Here is a 17,506-nt window from a genome sequence, read left to right on the forward strand (position 1 = left end):
CAGCCTGATCAGTGACCAGTTTGCAGCCTGGGCCGTTGCTGAACTGGGTCTGAGCCAGCAGGAAGCCACCGACTGGGTGGGCATGTTCTCCCAAGCCGTCCTGTCCGTCATTCACGGTTGGGTGGTGCAGTCCCAACTGCTTCCGGGATTCGCACATGAGGCTTATGTTGAGTACGCCCGCACCATAGCTGCTGTTGGCTGACCCAGACGTTGCCTGATTGCTCAAGGAGGAGCACCGTGGAACCCGTGATTGCTGCCTGGGACGCAACGTCCCCTCAGATTGCACAGGATGCCTTTGTGGCCCCCAACGCCACCGTGATCGGCGATGTCCACGTGGGGGAGGGCGCGGGGATCTTCTACGGCACGGTTCTCAGAGCTGATCGCTCGCCCATTCGCCTGGGTGCCGGTTCCAATCTGCAGGACAACTGCACCGTCCACTCGGATCCAGAGTTTCCCTGCACCATCGGCTCGGGAGTCTCCGTGGGGCATGCCGCGGTCTTGCACGGCTGCACGGTGGAGGACAACGTGTTGATCGGCATGTCTGCAACCGTTCTCAACGGTGCCGTGGTGGGTTCCGGCTCCCTGGTGGCAGCAGGTGCTGTGGTCCTGGAAGGCACGATCATCCCACCCGGTTCACTGGTGGCAGGCATCCCCGCCAAGGTTCGCCGTGAACTCACGGACCAGGAGCAGCAGAAGGTCACGGCCAACGCCGCAACCTATCTGGAACTCTCTGCACAGCACCGCGACCTCCACCGCTGAGTCTCCACCCACCGCACAGAACAACGACGACGCCCCGGTCCTCCCGCCGCTCGATGGCGTAGGGGGATGACCGGGGCGTCGTCGTCGTGAAACGGTCTTGCCGACTGAGGTCAGCGGTTGCGGATGGAGACCGCGATCTTCTGGCCACCCTTCAGGACGTATTCGGCGCCCTGCATGTGGATGGTCACGGGTTCGGCCCGCTTGGAGCTGCCCTCCAGTTCCAGGACCTCGTGATCGATGCACACGCGGATGACCTGGCTGCGGTAGAGCACCGTGAAGTTCACGGCATCCAGCTGCCGCGGCAGGTGCGGGCTGAACTCCAACCAGTCACCGCGCACACGCATGCCGGCGTAGGCACGGGTGACCACGTCCACGGACCCGGCCATGGCACCCATGTGGATGCCTTCGCCGGTGGTGCCGCCCTGGGTGTCGTCCATGTCCACCACTAGGGCGTCCTGGAAGGAGGCCCAGGACCGGTCCGGTGCCAGCCACGCCAGCACGGCGGCGTTGACCACCTTGGACAGGGAAGAACCGTGGGAGGAGCGGGCGATGTAGAAGTCCACCGTGCGTTCCACCACGTCGTGATCGATCTGGTAGCCCATGCGACCCAGTTCCTCGATCAGGCCCTCCGGGCCCAACAGGTAGACCAACATGATGGTGTCGGCCTGCTTGGCCAGCTTGTAGTTGTTGGTCATGTCGCCCTCGTTCTCCAACAGGAGATCCAGGCGGCCGATGTTGCGGTACTTCTTCTTGTAGTAGTCCCAGTCCAGCTCGTCCAGGTCGTCATACCCGTCGTACTGGGAAATCGTGCCATCGGAGTTGAAGGCGATGGAGAGCTTCTGGGACATCTCCAGCCAACGGGCGGGTTCGTCCTCCGTCACGCCGAACCGGGCCATCAGCTCTTCTCGTTGGTGATCCACCATGTCGTGGAAGATGTGCGCAGAGTGGCGGAACAGCCATGCCGCCAACACGTTGGTGTAGGCGTTGTCCTTCAGGCCTCCACCGTGCTGGCCGCGCGGGCCGTCGTGGTACTCGTCCGGGCCCATCACACCGTTGATGTGGTAGCGGCCATCGGCTTCGTCGAACTCCGTGAGCGAGGCGAACAGGCGAGTGATGCCAATGAGCAGCTCGGCACCCTGGCCGGAGAGCCAGTCGATGTCCCCGGTGGTCTCGTAGTAGTGCCACGCGTTGTAGGCAATGGCCAGACCCACGTGGAACTGTCGCCAGGAGTTGTCCGGCAGCCACCGCTGTGAGTGGTGGTTGTAGAGCTCCGGCGGGGTCTCCTCACGGCCATCCGAACCCGACTGCCACGGGAACGCGGCACCCTTCAGCCCGAACTCCTGTGCCCGGTAGTAGGCCATGGGCAAACGGCGCCACCGGTAGGACAAAAGGGAGCGTGTCACGTGGGGTTCGTGCAGGGAGATCAGGGGGAGGATGTAGACGTCATCCCAGAAAATGTGCCCGCGGTAGCCCTCACCGTGCAGACCACGTGCCGGCACACCGGCATCGCGGGTGGACAGGTGGGGGGCCAGGGTCTGCGCGGTGTGGAACACGTGGGTGCGCAGCGCCAGCTGGGTCAGAAGCTCCTCGGGGGCCTCGTCCGGTTCCAGGTCGACGTCGTAACGGTCCCACAGGCGCTGCCATGCCAACTCGTGACCGGGCAGCAGGCCCTGGAAACCGCGGGGGCTGCGGTCCAACTGGGACAGCGCACCGTCACGGGGCGAGCCGATGGCAGCATCGCGGCTGGTGACCACTGCGGTGGTGGTGTCCACCACCACGGGCTCGCCTTGGCGCACACCGATCTGGTGGCGGCGGAACTCGGTGCCACCGGGGCGGATCTCACGGCGTGCCCGAATGGCGGCACCACCGTGGACCACCGTGCGCTGGGCGGTGGCGATCTGGATCTGGGACTGGTTGGTGGTCACCAGACCCATGAGGGTCTCGGCCTCATCCGGCAGGGTGGTGGACTCCACCGTGGTCAGGTGGTGGGCGTTGAGCTCCTTGTACTCCTTGACGCCGTCGTTGGTCACGGCGGGGTCAATGCCGGTGCGCACGTGGATGCGGCCGTTGAAGTTCAGGGCCGTGATGGTGGTTTCCTGGGCGCCCAGGTGGCGCAGGCGCAGGGAAACCAGGCGGCGCTGGCACACATGCAGCTGCGGGCGCTCGCCGGATTCCGTGGCGTCCCCGTGAAGATCCGTCAGGGTCATGGTGCGGGTCAGCACACCGGTGCGCAGATCCAGCTCGGTGCGCTCCTGGGCGTACTCCAACCCGCCCTCGGACAACCAGGTGCCACCGGAAACCCGCAGGTCCAGGTGGGTCCAGTTGGGGGCGTTGACCATGGACTCGTGTTCAATGTCGCGCCCGTTGATGTGGCTCACCACGCGGTTGAACACACCGGAGAGGTAGTTGCCGGGGTAGTGGATGCCATCCGCGGAGCGCTCGGAGTGTGAGCCGCGGACACCCATGTAGCCGTTGGACAAAGTCAGCAGCGACTCACGGCGGGCCTGGACGGCGGGGTCGAACCCGTCAAAGATCAGCTTCCAAGAGTCCTCGCGGGCAGCACCCAGGTCCAACTCTGCAACGTCGTTGAGCACCATGTGGGCGCCACCGTTGTAGAGGGCCTGGCGGTCACCGTGGCGGGCAATGCCCACCACCAGCCCGAATCCACCGGCCACACCGGCTTCCACGCCGGCCACGGCGTCCTCCACCACAACCGCTTGAGCGGGATCCACACCCAGCTCCTGGGCACACAACAGGAACGTGTCCGGGGCGGGCTTGCCGGGCAGGCCCAGCTTGGCAGCCGTGGCCCCGTCCACGATGTGGTCGAACAGGTGGCTCAGTTCCGCCCGCTCCAAAACGTTTCCGGAGTTGCGGGACGCGGTCACCAGACCCACGGGGACCTTGGCTTCACGCAGACGCTCGATCAGCTTGACCGTGCCGTCGAACACGCGCACACCCTGCTCCTCCAGGGCTTCCCCGAAGTACGTGTTCTTCAGGGCGGCCTGGCCCTGAACAGTCCACTCACCGGGGGCGTCGTCGTCCGTGCCCTCCGGCAGCACTGCACCGCGGGAGGCCAGCAGCGTACGGATCCCGTCTTCACGACGCCGACCGTCCACAAAATCACGGTAGTCGGTGGTGATCTCGAATTCACTGCGGTCAATGGTGGACCCAGCCGTCAGTGGTTCCAGGCGGTCATCGCCCAGAACGGCGTCGAACAGCAGCTTCCACGCGGTGGCGTGCACGGCAGCGGTATCGGTGATCACACCGTCCATGTCAAAGATGACGGCGGCGTAGGTGGTGCGCAGACCGTCTGAGGGCTTCTCCTGTGCCTCGTCCGCGCGAACCTGCGGAATCGAGGCTGTGAAAGGGGCGGTGGGTAGTGCGTTCACAGGTGCTCCTGTACTAACGAGCCCCTACCCTGTCCGTCGTGATGCGGCAGCAGCCGCCAAGGACCTGAGGGATCGGGCGCGGCTGTGCGTCGAAAGGCTGGAGAAGTTCACGGTTGAGGAACACCCTTCCCCAGTTTCAGGTGTTGATCCAGATTAAAGCACGCGTGCGCACACGTCTTGCACCTGCCAGAAATTGGGTGTGTGTGCTGCGGCATACGGGGTGGCTGGCCACCTGAGGTCCTCAGTCGATGCGTCGGCGCCCGTAGGCGCCGAGTACCCAGCGTTCAGACTCGAGCAGATACTGCTCCAGTGCATCTGCCCCGGCTTCGGGGCCATCGCTGAGCAAGGCTTCCAGGATCTCCCGGTTGCTCTTCACGAATGGTTCATGAAGTGCTCCTGGGTCTTCGATCATGAGGAAGACCAAGCGGAGTTCTGCCGAGACATTGCGGAACATGCGGATCAGGCGGGGGCTGTCAGACAAAGCCACGATCGCTTCGTGGAACGCCATGTTCGCGCTGCCCATTCCCAACCAATTCTTGTCGGTCACATGCGATTCAGCTTCCTGGACCGCGCAAAGCATCCGCTCCACGGCAGGGTGCTGTGGGTGAGCCTGCCCCATGACAGAACACTCCACTGTTCGTCGGCAACGGTAGATGTCCAGGACGTCGGCCTCCGTTGGAGCTTTTACGGACACGCCTCGGTACGGAACGTGTCCCAGGAGTCCTTGCTCTGTGAGAGCCCGAAAAGTCTCCCGCAGAGTGTTCCTAGAGACATCCATCTGGTTGGCCAGCGCGGACTCGGACAGGCGCGAACCCGGTAGCAGTTCGCCGTTGATGATCTTTTGGCGTAGGTGGTCGGTCAGAGCATCACGATGCGTCACGGCGTGATTCTACTGGTCAGCCTCGCGGTCCCTGTCTGGGCCAGATGCTGCTTGGTCGACCCGTGGTGTGGGCATGCAAGGTCTCAAATATTGTTGAACAATCAGGCCTGAAGTGTTCTATGATGAGGATCACATCTGCTGGCACTTCTCGGCTGAAGGGGTCTCAACATGGCTACGTCCAGTCACAAGCTCTCCGACGATGCGATCGGACAGGGGTCCTCGGATCTAAAAAAACGTGTCTCACGTGGTGCTGTCGTGGGCGCTATTTTCCTCATGGCCACCTCAGCCATCGGACCGGGCTTCATCACGCAAACGGCAACATTCACGGCAACGATGGGTGCTGCGTTTGCGTTTGCGATCCTGGCGTCTGTTCTGATCGACATAGCCGTTCAGCTGAACATCTGGCGAATGATCACATCATCGGGTCGACGGGCCGGTGACTTGGCCAATCAGGCCATTCCGTTCTCTGGATATCTGATCGCGATCTTGGTAGTCATCGGTGGCCTCGCCTTCAACATCGGCAACATTGCTGGCGGTGGGCTTGGCTTGAATGCACTGCTTGGCCTCGACCCCAAAATTGGGGGATTGCTCACCGGTGGATTGGCCATCGTGATCTTCTTGGTCAAGAAGGCCGGACGAGTCATGGACATTGTCCTGGTCATTCTGGGAATCGGAATGATTGGTATGACTGTTGTGGTTGCCGTGGTCTCCCAGCCGCCCGTGGGGGAGGCCCTGCAACAGACGGTTGTCCCGGACCAGCTCAACTTTGCCACCATCACAACAGTCGTCGGTGGCACAGTTGGGGGTTACATCACCTACGCAGGTGCTCATCGCTACCTCGACTCTGGTCTGACAGGTCCCGAACATGCGGCTGGGGTCATGAAGTCGGCGACCAACGGCATTTTGGTCACTGCCGTCATGCGATACGTCTTGTTCCTTGCCATCTTGGGTGTGGTGGCATCAGGGGTCGCCTTGGACGTTTCGGGGCAGGCTGCGAATCCTGCGGGACAAGCCTTTGGTGCCGTGCTGGGCGAAGCCGGGATGCGCATCTTCGGTGCCATCTTCTGGGCGGCGGCACTGAGCTCCGTGATCGGCGCTGCGTACACCTCGGCCACATTCCTTTCCACCTTCAGTCGCAAAGTCTCCACGGGGTGGCCTCTGCAGCTGGTCACGGTCGGATTCATCGCCGTTTCGTTGGTGGTCTACTTGCTCATCGGCACCGCTCCGGCGGCGTTGCTGGTCTTTGTGGGTGGGTTCAACGGCCTAATTCTGCCGGTGGGACTGACGGTCTTCATGTACATCGGCTGGTTCCGGCCTGATCTACTGGGAGTTCAGAAGTATCCGAGGCGGTTGTTGATCCCGGGCACCATCGTGACGTTGCTTACTTGGTACATGGGCAGCGTTTCGATTGGCCCCATCTTTGCGTTCTTGGGTGTGACCGGCTGACATACCAGCTTGACAGGAGGAAACCATGCTGAAAATTGACCTGAACTCCGACCTCGGGGAGAACACCCCCGACCGGTTGGTCAGTGACGACGAGTCCATGCTCTCGATCGTGACCAGCGCCAATATTTCCTGTGGCTTCCACGCAGGCTCTCCGGAAGGCATCCGGGACACTGTCCGGGCTGCCGTGTCTGGTGGTGTGAGTGTGGGGGCCCACCCCAGCTACCGCGACTACCAGAACTTTGGACGCACTGCGGTGGACCTGGACTCAGCAACGTTGCAGGCGCACGTGGAGTACCAGCTCGGCGCCATGGACGGGTTGGCTCGTGCCGCCGGCGGGCGAATGACCTACGTCAAGCCGCACGGCGCGCTGTACAACACCATCGCCCGGGACCAGCGGCAGGCTGAAGCCGTGGTGGCCGCAGTGCGAGCGATTGATCCGAACCTGGTTCTCCTTGGTTTGGCCGGCGGTGTGGTGCTGCGGGTCGCCCAGGAGGCGGGGTTGACGGTGGCTGCTGAAGCCTTCGCCGACCGTGCCTACCTGCCGGACGGACAGTTGGTCTCACGATCCCAGGACGGGGCGGTTCTGCATGACCCCGCCGCAGTGTCACAAAGAATGTTGCGACTGGTGGAGGATGGCCAACTCGAGGCCATTGACGGCAGCCAAATCCGCCTGGAAGCCCAGTCGATCTGCGTTCACGGGGACAGCCCCGGTTCCGTGGCCATGGCTGCTGAGACCCGCCGTGTGCTGGAGAGCGCAGGAGTCACCATCGCGCCTTTTGCCGGAGCACGATGAAATTCCTCAGGGCATCCGATACCGCGCTGCTGGCACAGGCGGACAGTCTGGAACAAGCCGTGGAGTTGAACCGTGCTTGGCAGAACATTGTCGGCATTAGGGAGTTGGTGCCCGGTGCCAGCACAGTGCTGGTCCACTTTAATCCTGCCCGCGTCACGGCCGAGGCGCTGATGGCCCAACTGGAATCCACCGATGTCTCCACGTCCTGTGACGGACAGGCGCGCCACATCACCATCCCCGTGACCTACGACGGTGAGGACTTGGCATCTGTGGCTGACCTCCTGGGGCTTTCGGAGGAGTCGCTCATTCAACGGCATCTGGCGGCCGAGTGGACGGTGGCCTTCTCAGGGTTTGCGCCCGGGTTCGGTTATGCCAAGAGTTCGGACCCGATCTTTCAAGTGCCCCGGCGCTCCTCACCTCGCACACGGGTTCCTGCAGGTGCCGTGGGTTTGGCCGGCCCGTTCACCGGGATCTACCCACGTGAGAGCCCGGGAGGCTGGCAGCTGATCGGTCACACCCGGGATCTCTTGTGGGACATTCACCGCGAGCCTCCGGCACTCATGGCACCCGGGACCGTGGTGCGCTTTGAGCGGGAGACGCGGGACGGCGTCGTCGTGAGTGGGGCACCTTCTGCAACTCACGACGACGCCGCGGGTGAGCCGACCCCCGCAGCTGTTTCCAGCTCCAGCCCTGACGGAAACGCCCTGACAGTGATTTCCCCTGGCCTGCAGATGCTGATTCAGGACACCGGGCGAGCCGGGCACGCGGCACTGGGGGTCTCCACCTCTGGTGCGGCGGATCGAACCGCCATGCGCCAGGCCAACCAGGCCGTGGGCAACCATGCCCAGGTTCCGGTGATCGAGTGCATCGGTGCGGTGGAACTCGAATACCACGGGGCGCCGAGCGTTGCAGTGGTCACGGGCGCCATGGGGCAGATGCAGCTCACCGCAACCAACGGTGCCCACCACAAAGTGTCCGGGGGCCTCCCGTTTGCGGTGGACAGCGGTGACCGTTTGAGCTTGGGATACCCGCAGCGTGGATTGCGCTACGTGCTGGCAGTGCGCGGCGGGATCCAAGCGGAAAGTGCCCTGGGCAGTCTTGCCACGGACACCTTGGCCGGATTGGGTCCGAGCCCCTTGAAAGCCGGCGATCACATTGCGGTGGGGGATCCGGAGGCTGCACCGTACGCGGTTGAACCGCTGGGCGTGCAACGCGATCTGCCGGCTCCCGGGGACACCGTGGACCTGGCCATCACGTTGGGACCGCGGGAGGACTGGTTCACACCTGCCGCCTTGGAAGCGCTGGTGGGACAGGACTGGGAAGTGACCACGCGATCGGACCGAGTGGGCCTGCGCCTGCTCGGTGAGGTGGCCCTGGAGCGCCGAGTCACGGGGGAGCTGCCCAGTGAGGGCGCGGTCACGGGAGCCATCCAGGTCCCACCTGATGGTCAACCCGTGCTGTTCTTGCCAGATCATCCCTTGACGGGTGGCTACCCGATCGTGGGAGCCGTGACCCGCCAGGATCTGGACCTGGCTGCCCAATTACCACCGGGGGTTCGCATTCGATTCACTGCGCCGGACCCGGCTGGACGGCAGCACGGGTCGAACGGCACAGAGCACCTCCCCCTGAACGGCACAGAACCAGGAGACCCCCGATGACCAAGATCTTGATTGCCAACCGTGGGGAAATCGCCGTTCGGGTGATTCGGGCCTGCGCGGAGGCAGGGCACACCTCCGTGGCCGTCTATGCGGATCAGGATGCTGATGCCATGCACGTCCGCCTGGCGGATGAGGCCCACGCCTTGCCGGGGGCCACCGCTGCGCAGACCTATCTGTCCGCGGATGCACTGCTGGATGCAGCCAGCCGCAGCGGTGCTGAGGCTGTCCATCCCGGTTATGGGTTCCTGTCCGAAAGTGCTGATTTTGCCCAAGCCGTGGAGGCCGCAGGGCTCACGTGGATCGGCCCCACCCCGCAGAGCATTCGTGCGCTGGGGGACAAGATGACGGCACGCAGCATTGCCCAGCGTGTGGGTGCGCCCTTGGCTGCGGGGACGGAGAAGCCGCTGCAGGACGCCCACCAGGCGGTGGAGTTCGCACAAGAGCACGGACTTCCGGTGGTCATCAAGGCCGCCCACGGTGGTGGTGGCCGCGGCATGAAAGTGGTCAGGTCCTTCAATGAGGTGGAGGAGGCATTTTGTGCTGCCGGGCGGGAGGCCCAGGCCGCCTTCGGCCGCAGCGAATGTTTCATGGAGCGGTTCCTGGAAGAACCCCGGCATGTTGAGGTTCAGGTCCTGGGGGATGGCACAGGGCACGTGGTGGTGGTCGGTGACCGCGACTGTTCGGTGCAGCGCCGCAACCAGAAACTCATTGAGGAGGCACCAGCTCCCGGGCTGAGTGCAGATCAACGCCGTGAACTGCATGAATCCGCCCGGCGCATCTGCGCGGAGGTCTCCTATCGAGGTGCGGGAACGGTGGAATACCTGTTGGCAGCCGATGGCACGTTGTCCTTCCTGGAGGTCAACACCCGTTTGCAGGTTGAACATCCGGTCACGGAGGCGGTGACCGGAATTGACCTGGTCAAGGAGCAGTTCAACATTGCCTTTGATCACGGGCTTTCCTTCAGCCAGACCCCTGACCCGTGCGGGCACGCCGTCGAATTCCGCATCAACGCCGAGGACCCCGGGCGCGGGTTCCTGCCCAGCCCGGGGGAGATCCGCCGCCTCACGGTGGCCGGCGGACCCGGTGTGCGGTGGGATGCCGGTGTGGAGACAGGGGATGCCGTGCAGCCGGCCTTCGACTCCATGATGGCCAAATTGATTGTCCATGCTGATTCTCGCGCCGCAGCACTGACCCGCGCTCGCCGAGCCCTGCGGGAGACCGTGGTCGAGGGGCCTGCCACCGTGATTCCCTTTGCCCAGATGGTCCTGGACCGTCAGGAGTTCGCAGGTGGTGAGGATGGATCGGCAGGGTCAGGGAACTTGACGGTCCACACACAGTGGATCGAATCCACCCTGATGCCGTCCCTGGAGGCACAGGCACGCCCCGAACCCGCGGCGCAAGCACCCCTGCAACGCATCCCGATTGAAATTGACGGTCGCCGGATGCTCCTGGCGCTTCCGCAGGGGCTGCTGGCCGGTTTGGGAACCGGCGCCGGTCCCGTTTCCCCGGACAGCACCGAGTCGAATCCCTCTCACCTCACCGCACCTGCCCCGGGCACCTTGGTCCGCTGGATTGCCGACGACGGCGCCGCCGTCACCCAAGGAGAAACCGTGGCCGTGGTGGATGCCATGAAGATGGAAACCGATGTGACGGCGCACACGTCAGGGACGTTACGTCACCTGATCCAGGTCGGAGAGCCGATCCAGGCCGGTGCGGCGCTGGCTTCCATTGATTCTTGACGTGGCCTCGTTGGCGCAACCCTGGGTCATAGAATGAACTCGTTCGATTCGATCGACCATCCACAGCCACCATCCGGTGCGGCCCCACCCGGGAATCACCCACCCATTGGCCAGATTGCTTGCGGTCCCTGAGCCCGTGAGCCCAGGAGGAATCGCATGAGCCCCACACCCTTCGCCGATGTCACCAACCGCCCTCTCTCAGAAGTTGATCCGGAGGTCGCTGCGGCGATCAGCGCGGAGGTTGGACGCCAACGCGACACCTTGGAAATGATTGCCTCTGAGAACTTTGCGCCCCGCGCAGTGCTGGAAGCCCAGGGTTCGGTGCTGACCAACAAATACGCGGAGGGTTACCCGGGGCGTCGTTATTACGGCGGTTGTGAGCACGTGGACGTGGTGGAGAACCTGGCACGTGACCGCGCCACCGCCCTGTTCGGGGCTTTCCACGCCAACGTCCAGCCGCACTCCGGTGCGCAGGCCAACAGCGCGGTCATGACTGCGCTGATGGAGCCGGGGGACACCTTGATGGGCCTGTCTCTGGCCCACGGCGGTCACCTGACCCACGGCATGAAGCTGAACATCTCCGGCAAGCTCTACAACATTGCCGCGTACGAGGTGGACCCGGACACCCACCGCCTGGACATGGATCAGGTGCGTGAGGTGGCCCGCGCCAGCCAGCCCAAGGTGATTGTGGCCGGTTGGTCCGCCTACTCCCGGCAGCTTGACTTTGAGGCCTTCCGCTCCATCGCGGATGAGGTCGGGGCCAAGCTGTGGGTGGACATGGCGCACTTTGCCGGTCTGGTGGCCGCAGGGCTGCACCCCAACCCGGTACCGCATGCCGACGTCGTGAGCTCCACGGTGCACAAGACCCTGGCCGGTCCGCGCTCCGGTGTCATCCTGACCACTGAGGAGTTCAAGAAGAAGATCGACTCCAACGTGTTCCCGGGCCACCAGGGTGGGCCGCTCATGCACGCCATTGCAGGCAAGGCCGTGGCTTTCAAGATTGCCGGCACGGAGGAGTTCAAGCAGCGCCAGGAGCGCACCTTGGAAGGTGCTGCGATCATTGCCGAACGTCTGGCTGCCTCTGATGTTGCCCAGGCCGGTGTGTCCGTGCTGACTGGTGGTACGGATGTTCACCTGGTGCTGGTGGACCTGCGCAACTCCGAATTGGACGGCAAGCAGGGCGAGGACCTTTTGCACCAGGTGGGCATCACCGTGAACCGCAACGCTGTTCCGTTTGACCCCCGCCCGCCCATGGTCACCTCCGGTCTGCGCATCGGCACCCCGGCCCTGGCCACCCGTGGTTTTGGTGCCACAGAGTTCCAGGAGGTCGCGGAGATCATCGCCACCGCTCTTAAGCCGCAGCCCGACGTCGATGCCCTGCGCGCTCGCGTGGACAAGCTGGCCGCTGACTTCCCGCTCTACAGCGGGCTCGAGGAGTGGTGATGGCAGCAGGTGTTCTGGACGGCAAGGCCACGGCGGCCGCCATCAAGGGTGAGCTGACCGAACGCGTGGCTGCTCTGGCAGCTCAGGGCCAGGTTCCCGGGCTGGGCACGGTGCTGGTGGGTGATGATCCGGCATCCCACTCCTACGTGGGAGGCAAGCACAAGGACTGTGCTGAAGTGGGCATCACCTCCATCCGCCGCGATCTTCCTGCAGCGATCACCCAGGAGGATCTGGAAGCGGAGATCGAATCCCTCAACGCCGATCCTGCGTGCACCGGCTACATCGTGCAGTTGCCGCTGCCCGATCACATTGACACCAATCGCATCCTGGGCAAGATCGACCCCGCCAAGGACGCTGACGGCTTGCACCCCACCAACCTGGGCAAGCTGGTGCTCAACGTGAGTGACCCCATGGATTCCCCGCTGCCGTGCACCCCGCACGGGATTGTGGAACTGCTGTTGCGCCATGACATCGACCTCAAGGGCAAGAACGTCCTGGTGATCGGACGCGGTGTGACCGTGGGGCGGCCGATCGGGCTGTTGTTGACCCGCAAGGCCATCAACGCCACGGTCACGCTGGCGCACACGGGCACGCGGAACCTGGATGCCCTCTTGGCTGCAGCGGATGTGGTGGTGGCCGCGGCCGGTCAGCCGCACATGGTCAAGGCGGATCAGATCCGTGAGGGCGCCATCCTGTTGGACGTCGGAGTGTCCCGGGTGGAGGATCCCCAGACCGGCAAGCGCAAACTCACCGGGGACATCGAGCCTGAGGCCGCACATCGTGCCGCGTGGATGTCTCCCAACCCCGGCGGTGTGGGTCCCATGACCCGGGCCATGCTGCTGGTCAACGTGGTGGAGGCCGCGGAACGTGCCGCAGGGGTGGGACCTGCTGCTTGACCCACTACCGGCCGCGTTGCCGGTGACGTGAGAATTGCCCTGGGTGCGTTGCGCCCAGGGCGATTCTGTACCCGGTGGAATTTCTTCCCGCTGGATCAGTGCGGGAGAATACGACCATGCAGCAGATTGGTTCCACGCGCACGTCTCCGTCCACGCCCGGTTCCGGCCGGGCTTCCATCTGGATCACCCTGATCGGGATGACCGCGCTGGTGGTGATCTTTGTGGTTGCCCTCCTGCAGGCCGCCAATGAGAACTCCGTGTTGGGGTGGGTCCTGGCAGCCATTGCCTTGGGCTGGCTGTTGATCGCCTGCTTTGTGCTCTGGATGGTACGCAAGGCCGCCAAGTTCGGAGCACGTCAGATCGAGCAGGCCCAGCAGGACGCCAACCGTCGCTTTGGCCGTGCACCCATGGCGGCTGCCACTTCTGCTCCCGCAGAGGACCGTTCCGTCCTGGACCAGAAGCTGGAACATTCCTTCCAGATCATCATGGTCCAGGCCCGCGTGATTGCTGCCAACCTTCCTGCCCCGGACGGTTCCACACCGGGTGACCGTGACCAGGTGGACCGAGCCCTGGACACCCTGGCTGTCACCGCTTCCAACGGCATGGGAATGGTCCAGGACTCCCAGACACCCCTGACCGGCGAAGTCATCGACGACAACAACCGCTGAGCCCAGCCGCTTTCCCCCGACAGGACTTACCCTCATGACTGATCAGAACCCCAGCGCATCCCGGGACCAGGTGGTGCGAGTTGCCACCGTGAACGTCAACGGCATCCGTGCCGCCTACAAGCGCGGCATGGCCGACTGGCTCACGGACCGGGACGTGGACATCCTGTGCCTGCAGGAGGTGCGAGCCCCTGACAAGATCGCGCGTGACCTGCTGGGTGAGGAGACCTGGGAGATCCACCACCACGAGGCCGAGGCCAAGGGCCGCGCCGGAGTGCTGACCGCTGTGCGCCGTGATGCCCACAACGGGTCCCTGATTCCCAGCGGGCGGCGAATCGGCCTGGCTGAAGGCACCAACGACTCCGGTCGGTGGATCGAGGACACCATCACGCTGCCCGATGGTTCCACGCTGACCTTGGTCTCCACCTACGTGCACTCCGGTGAGGTGGACACCCCGCGCCAGGTGGACAAGTACGCCTTCCTGGAGGCCATGACCAACCGCCTCCCCGCGCTGGTGCAGGGAACAGATCACGCTTTGATCGTGGGGGATCTGAACGTGGGCCACACGGAACTGGACATCAAGAACTGGAAGGGCAACGTCAAGAACTCGGGCTTCCTCCCGGAGGAGCGGGCCTATTTTGACCGCTACTTCGGTGACCTGGGATTCGTGGACGTGGCGCGATCCTTGGCCGGTGACGTGCCGGGCCCCTACACCTGGTGGTCCTACCGTGGTCAGGCCTTCGACAACGACGCCGGATGGCGCATTGACTACCACATGGCCACCCCCGCGTTGGCTGCCAAGGCGGTCTCCGCCGTCGTCGACCGTGCTGCTACCTACGACACCCGGTTCTCAGACCACGCCCCACTGGTAGTGGACTACCGTTTCTGACAAACCACCCCAGCTGCCAGGGCCGGGCATCTGGCCCGGAGCGCACCGCTGATTTCTGACGAACTGCACCACCAGGAGAGCATTGACCGTGACCGCATCAACAGAACCCACCGCCTCCGGTACCACCAAGCCCCGGGTGCTCTCCGGTGTGCAGCCCTCCGCTGATTCGCTGCATCTGGGCAACTACGTAGGTGCGGTGCGCAACTGGGTGAAGATGCAGGATGACAACAACTGCCTGTTCTTCATTGCGGACATGCACTCCATCACGGTGCCCCAGGACCCCGCGGAACTCTCTCAGCGCACCCGCGTCACGGCGGCCCAGTACATTGCCGCCGGGATCGATCCTGAGAAGTCCACCATGTTGGTGCAGTCCCACGTCCCGGAGCACGCGCAACTGGCCTGGGTACTCAACTGTCTGACGGGCTACGGTGAGGCCGCCCGCATGACACAGTTCAAGGACAAGTCCGCCAAGCAGGGCCTGGATTCGGCAACCGTGGGTCTGTTCACCTACCCGGTGTTGATGGCCGCAGACATCCTGATCTACCAGAGTGACCTGGTGCCAGTGGGAGAGGACCAGCGCCAGCACCTGGAACTCACCCGGAACCTGGCTCAGCGGTTCAACTCCCGCTTTGGGGAAACCTTCACGGTGCCGGAGCCCAAGATCATGAAGGAAACCGCCAAAATCTACGATCTGCAGCGGCCCACGGCCAAGATGTCCAAGTCGGCAGATTCGGACAACGGCTTGATCCGTGTGCTGGATGCCGCCAAGGAGAACGCCAAGAAGATCAAGTCGGCAGTCACCGACGACGGCACGGAGATCCGGTTCGACCGCCAGGAGAAGCCCGGAATCGCCAATTTGTTGACCATCTACTCGGCAGTCACCGACCGCCCCATCCCGGAGATCGTGGCCGAGTACGAAGGCAAGATGTACGGCCACCTCAAGGTGGACCTGGCTGAGGTGGTGAACCAGACGCTGGAACCGATCCAGCAGCGGGCCCAGGAACTGCTGGATGACCCGGCCGAACTGGATCGAATTCTGGCGCGCGGCGCGCAGAAGGGCCGTGAGATCGCAGCCCAGACCCTGGCCGAGGTCCACAGCATGGTCGGCCTCCTGCCGCCCAGCCATGTCTGAGGTGATGGAGGCCCCGCGGGTCATGCCCTCGGCCGTTGACAAGGCCGGGCTGCAGCGGGAATTCCGCAGGCAGGTTTCCATCCTGCACGCCAAGCGTGCCGGTGGTGCGGGCTGGTGGGCGGTGGTGGGCCAAGCCCTCAACGTTGCGCTGGCTTGCGTCTGGACCTTGTTGCCAGGGCGGCTGATCATGCACTACTTCTTCCACGGCGGACCCCTGATGGCGGCCGGGTTGAGTTACAACATGCTCTTTGCCTCCACTGCCGTTCTGGTGATCGGTGCCTCCCTGGCCGGACGCATTCTGGGCAATGACTCCGAGCTGCGTGCCCTGGTGGTGGATGCGGTGGATGAGACCGTCCCGGGGCTCATCAACACCGGTGACGGCGGCGTGATCCCCGAATCCGTACTGGCCAATCCCCAGCCGTTCACGCTGACCACCATCATTGCCACTGCAGTGTTGTGCTTTGTGGCCTGGCGGTGGGCCGCCGGAATCAGGTTGTCCTGCCGGCGGATGTTTGAGGTCCCACCGGCGCGTGGAGCGCCCATCGCAGCGATCCCCCGTGATGTCCTGGGGCTGATCCTGCTGGTGGCCGTTCTGGCGGTGTCCTTGGTGCTCAATGCTGAGGCGGCCGGTGCGCTCAGGCTGCTGGAAGGTGCCACCTCAGGCATTGGTTGGCTCAGCTGCCTGGTGGACTTCCTGGGTGGTGGCCTGGTCTACGGGGCAGCCACCACGGTGGGAGTTCTGGCCGATGCCCTCATGCTGTTCCTGATGATTCGCGGTCTAGCCCAACTCAAGCCCGGCAAATGGCCCATGGCCTGCATTCTGATCTTGGGTGTGCTGGGTAATGTGGCACTACGGGAAGTGGGCGGTGCGCTGATCCAGAACATGGCCGCCAACCCGTACCTGCTCTCCGTGGGCATCATTGTGGGTGTTCTGTTTTGGTTCTACTTCTTCAGCCAAATCATCTTGATTGCCACGGCTTTTGGGGCGCTGGTCCAGGCTGACCTGAACGGAGGCCATGCGCCGCCGGCGGGGGAGGACCGCGCCGTGACTCCCATTGACGCCAACCTCCTGGACCGGGTCCGCTCCCACGAACGCTCGCTGTAGTCCACGCGGTCCGGCGAAATCCATCCGGGAGACGCCTGTGTCCCGCACCCAAGGTTGGATGCGGGACACAAGCGTCCCCCTGGTTGGGTCAGCTGAGCTCACCCAACGTGGGTCCGTGCCTCAGCAGTACCACTTCCAGGCCCACCCGAACGAGGTCAGGGTGTGCACCTTGGTCCAGATCACGCCGTGAACGTCCTTCACGATCTCGTACTTCCCGGTGAGCAGGTCGTACGTGCCTGCACCGACGTCGTACTTGCCGGCATCATGGCCACTCTTGGTGCCCTGGGACACCGTGGTGGTGTGCGAGGGGTGGGAGTAGGTGGCGTTGGCAGCGGGCGCGCCCACGGCGGTCAGTGCTGCCGCCAAAGCGATGGCTGCGGGAAGGGTGCTCTTCTTCATCAGGTCACATCATTGATCGGTGGTGTTGCATGGCGTGCCAGTACTATCCATTCGGCGCCGAATGACGTCTGACATGCAGAAACTATCAATGCCACCAGGGGTGGTGCTGTCCGCCCAAATGCGCGATCCGGCTCTGAGGGCCGGTTGGGGACAACGGCTTCACCACGACGACGCCGCGTGGGCATCAGGCGTGGATGACCTCTCATCCATTCCGGGTGCGTGGTGGCGGGGAGAAAGTTCGACAGGCGAAGAGTGCCCGCAGGACCATGAATTGACCGGGTTCAACCGGTGGTTGCAACACCGGCTTGTTGGA

General features: G+C 63.9%; 15 protein-coding genes and 1 pseudogene. 13 read left to right on the forward strand and 3 right to left on the reverse strand.

What is annotated here, in order from left to right; genetic code table 11:
- Both L979_RS16365 and L979_RS11995 read left to right on the forward strand, forming a co-directional pair.
- A pseudogene (locus tag L979_RS16365) lies at positions 1-202 on the forward strand (TetR/AcrR family transcriptional regulator); the annotation flags it as partial.
- Between the two features lie 35 nt (positions 203-237).
- Entirely contained in the window at positions 238-759 is a 522-nt protein-coding gene (locus tag L979_RS11995) for a gamma carbonic anhydrase family protein (protein WP_081994445.1), read from the forward strand.
- A gap of 110 nt (positions 760-869) precedes the next feature.
- Here the strand turns inward: L979_RS11995 and L979_RS12000 are convergent, their stop codons facing one another.
- Together L979_RS12000 and L979_RS12005 are read right to left on the reverse strand one after the other, a co-directional pair.
- Positions 870-4,148: a beta-phosphoglucomutase family hydrolase gene (locus L979_RS12000; protein ID WP_047692442.1), complete on the reverse strand. Its 3,279-nt coding sequence runs from the start codon at positions 4,146-4,148 to the stop codon at positions 870-872.
- Positions 4,149-4,389: 241 nt separating this feature from the next.
- Positions 4,390-5,028 (reverse strand): GntR family transcriptional regulator, encoded by a 639-nt coding sequence (locus L979_RS12005; RefSeq protein ID WP_047692443.1) that lies wholly within the window; start codon positions 5,026-5,028, stop codon positions 4,390-4,392.
- 168 nt (positions 5,029-5,196) lie between these two features.
- On the opposite strand from L979_RS12005, the gene L979_RS12010 reads away from it, so the two are divergent.
- The 10 genes from L979_RS12010 to L979_RS12055 all read left to right on the forward strand — a co-directional run bounded on the left by L979_RS12010 (position 5,197) and on the right by L979_RS12055 (position 16,794).
- Positions 5,197-6,474 (forward strand): NRAMP family divalent metal transporter, encoded by a 1,278-nt coding sequence (locus L979_RS12010; protein ID WP_047692444.1) that lies wholly within the window; start codon positions 5,197-5,199, stop codon positions 6,472-6,474.
- 25 nt (positions 6,475-6,499) lie between these two features.
- Complete coding sequence (locus L979_RS12015) at positions 6,500-7,267, forward strand: LamB/YcsF family protein (RefSeq protein ID WP_047692445.1); 768 nt, start codon at positions 6,500-6,502, stop codon at positions 7,265-7,267.
- The gene (locus tag L979_RS12020) at positions 7,264-8,925 is read left to right on the forward strand and encodes an urea amidolyase family protein (RefSeq protein WP_052209862.1); all 1,662 of its coding nucleotides are present in this window, start codon (positions 7,264-7,266) and stop codon (positions 8,923-8,925) included. The genes L979_RS12015 and L979_RS12020 overlap by 4 nt, the downstream gene beginning before the upstream one ends.
- Complete coding sequence (locus tag L979_RS12025; protein ID WP_047692446.1) at positions 8,922-10,664, forward strand: biotin carboxylase N-terminal domain-containing protein; 1,743 nt, start codon at positions 8,922-8,924, stop codon at positions 10,662-10,664. Before L979_RS12020 ends, L979_RS12025 begins: the two co-directional genes overlap by 4 nt.
- 156 nt (positions 10,665-10,820) lie before the next feature.
- Positions 10,821-12,107, forward strand: coding sequence for a serine hydroxymethyltransferase (gene glyA, locus L979_RS12030; protein ID WP_047692447.1), 1,287 nt, complete (start codon positions 10,821-10,823; stop codon positions 12,105-12,107).
- Entirely contained in the window at positions 12,107-13,003 is an 897-nt protein-coding gene (locus tag L979_RS12035) for a bifunctional methylenetetrahydrofolate dehydrogenase/methenyltetrahydrofolate cyclohydrolase (protein ID WP_047692448.1), read from the forward strand. The genes glyA and L979_RS12035 overlap by 1 nt, the downstream gene beginning before the upstream one ends.
- A gap of 116 nt (positions 13,004-13,119) precedes the next feature.
- Positions 13,120-13,671, forward strand: coding sequence for a hypothetical protein (locus L979_RS12040; RefSeq protein WP_047692449.1), 552 nt, complete (start codon positions 13,120-13,122; stop codon positions 13,669-13,671).
- A gap of 34 nt (positions 13,672-13,705) precedes the next feature.
- Positions 13,706-14,557 carry an exodeoxyribonuclease III gene (locus L979_RS12045; RefSeq protein WP_047692450.1) on the forward strand — a complete coding sequence of 284 codons (852 nt, stop codon included), beginning with the start codon at positions 13,706-13,708 and terminating at the stop codon, positions 14,555-14,557.
- A gap of 88 nt (positions 14,558-14,645) precedes the next feature.
- A complete protein-coding gene (gene trpS, locus L979_RS12050; protein ID WP_081994446.1) occupies positions 14,646-15,689 on the forward strand; it encodes a tryptophan--tRNA ligase in 1,044 nt (347 codons plus the stop codon).
- 22 nt (positions 15,690-15,711) lie between these two features.
- Positions 15,712-16,794, forward strand: a complete 1,083-nt coding sequence (locus tag L979_RS12055) for a YhjD/YihY/BrkB family envelope integrity protein (protein WP_231559532.1) — start codon at positions 15,712-15,714, stop codon at positions 16,792-16,794.
- Positions 16,795-16,914: 120 nt separating this feature from the next.
- On the opposite strand, the gene L979_RS12060 is transcribed toward L979_RS12055, so the two are convergent.
- Entirely contained in the window at positions 16,915-17,193 is a 279-nt protein-coding gene (locus tag L979_RS12060; protein ID WP_047692452.1) for a hypothetical protein, read from the reverse strand.
- Positions 17,194-17,266: 73 nt separating this feature from the next.
- Between L979_RS12060 and L979_RS16830 the strand changes: the two genes are divergently transcribed.
- Positions 17,267-17,506 (forward strand): hypothetical protein (locus L979_RS16830; protein WP_231559533.1); only part of this gene is annotated, 240 nt, incomplete at its 3' end.

The sequence above is a fragment of the Kocuria sp. ZOR0020 genome (genome assembly GCF_000800955.1).
Lineage (GTDB): Bacteria > Actinomycetota > Actinomycetes > Actinomycetales > Micrococcaceae > Kocuria > Kocuria subflava.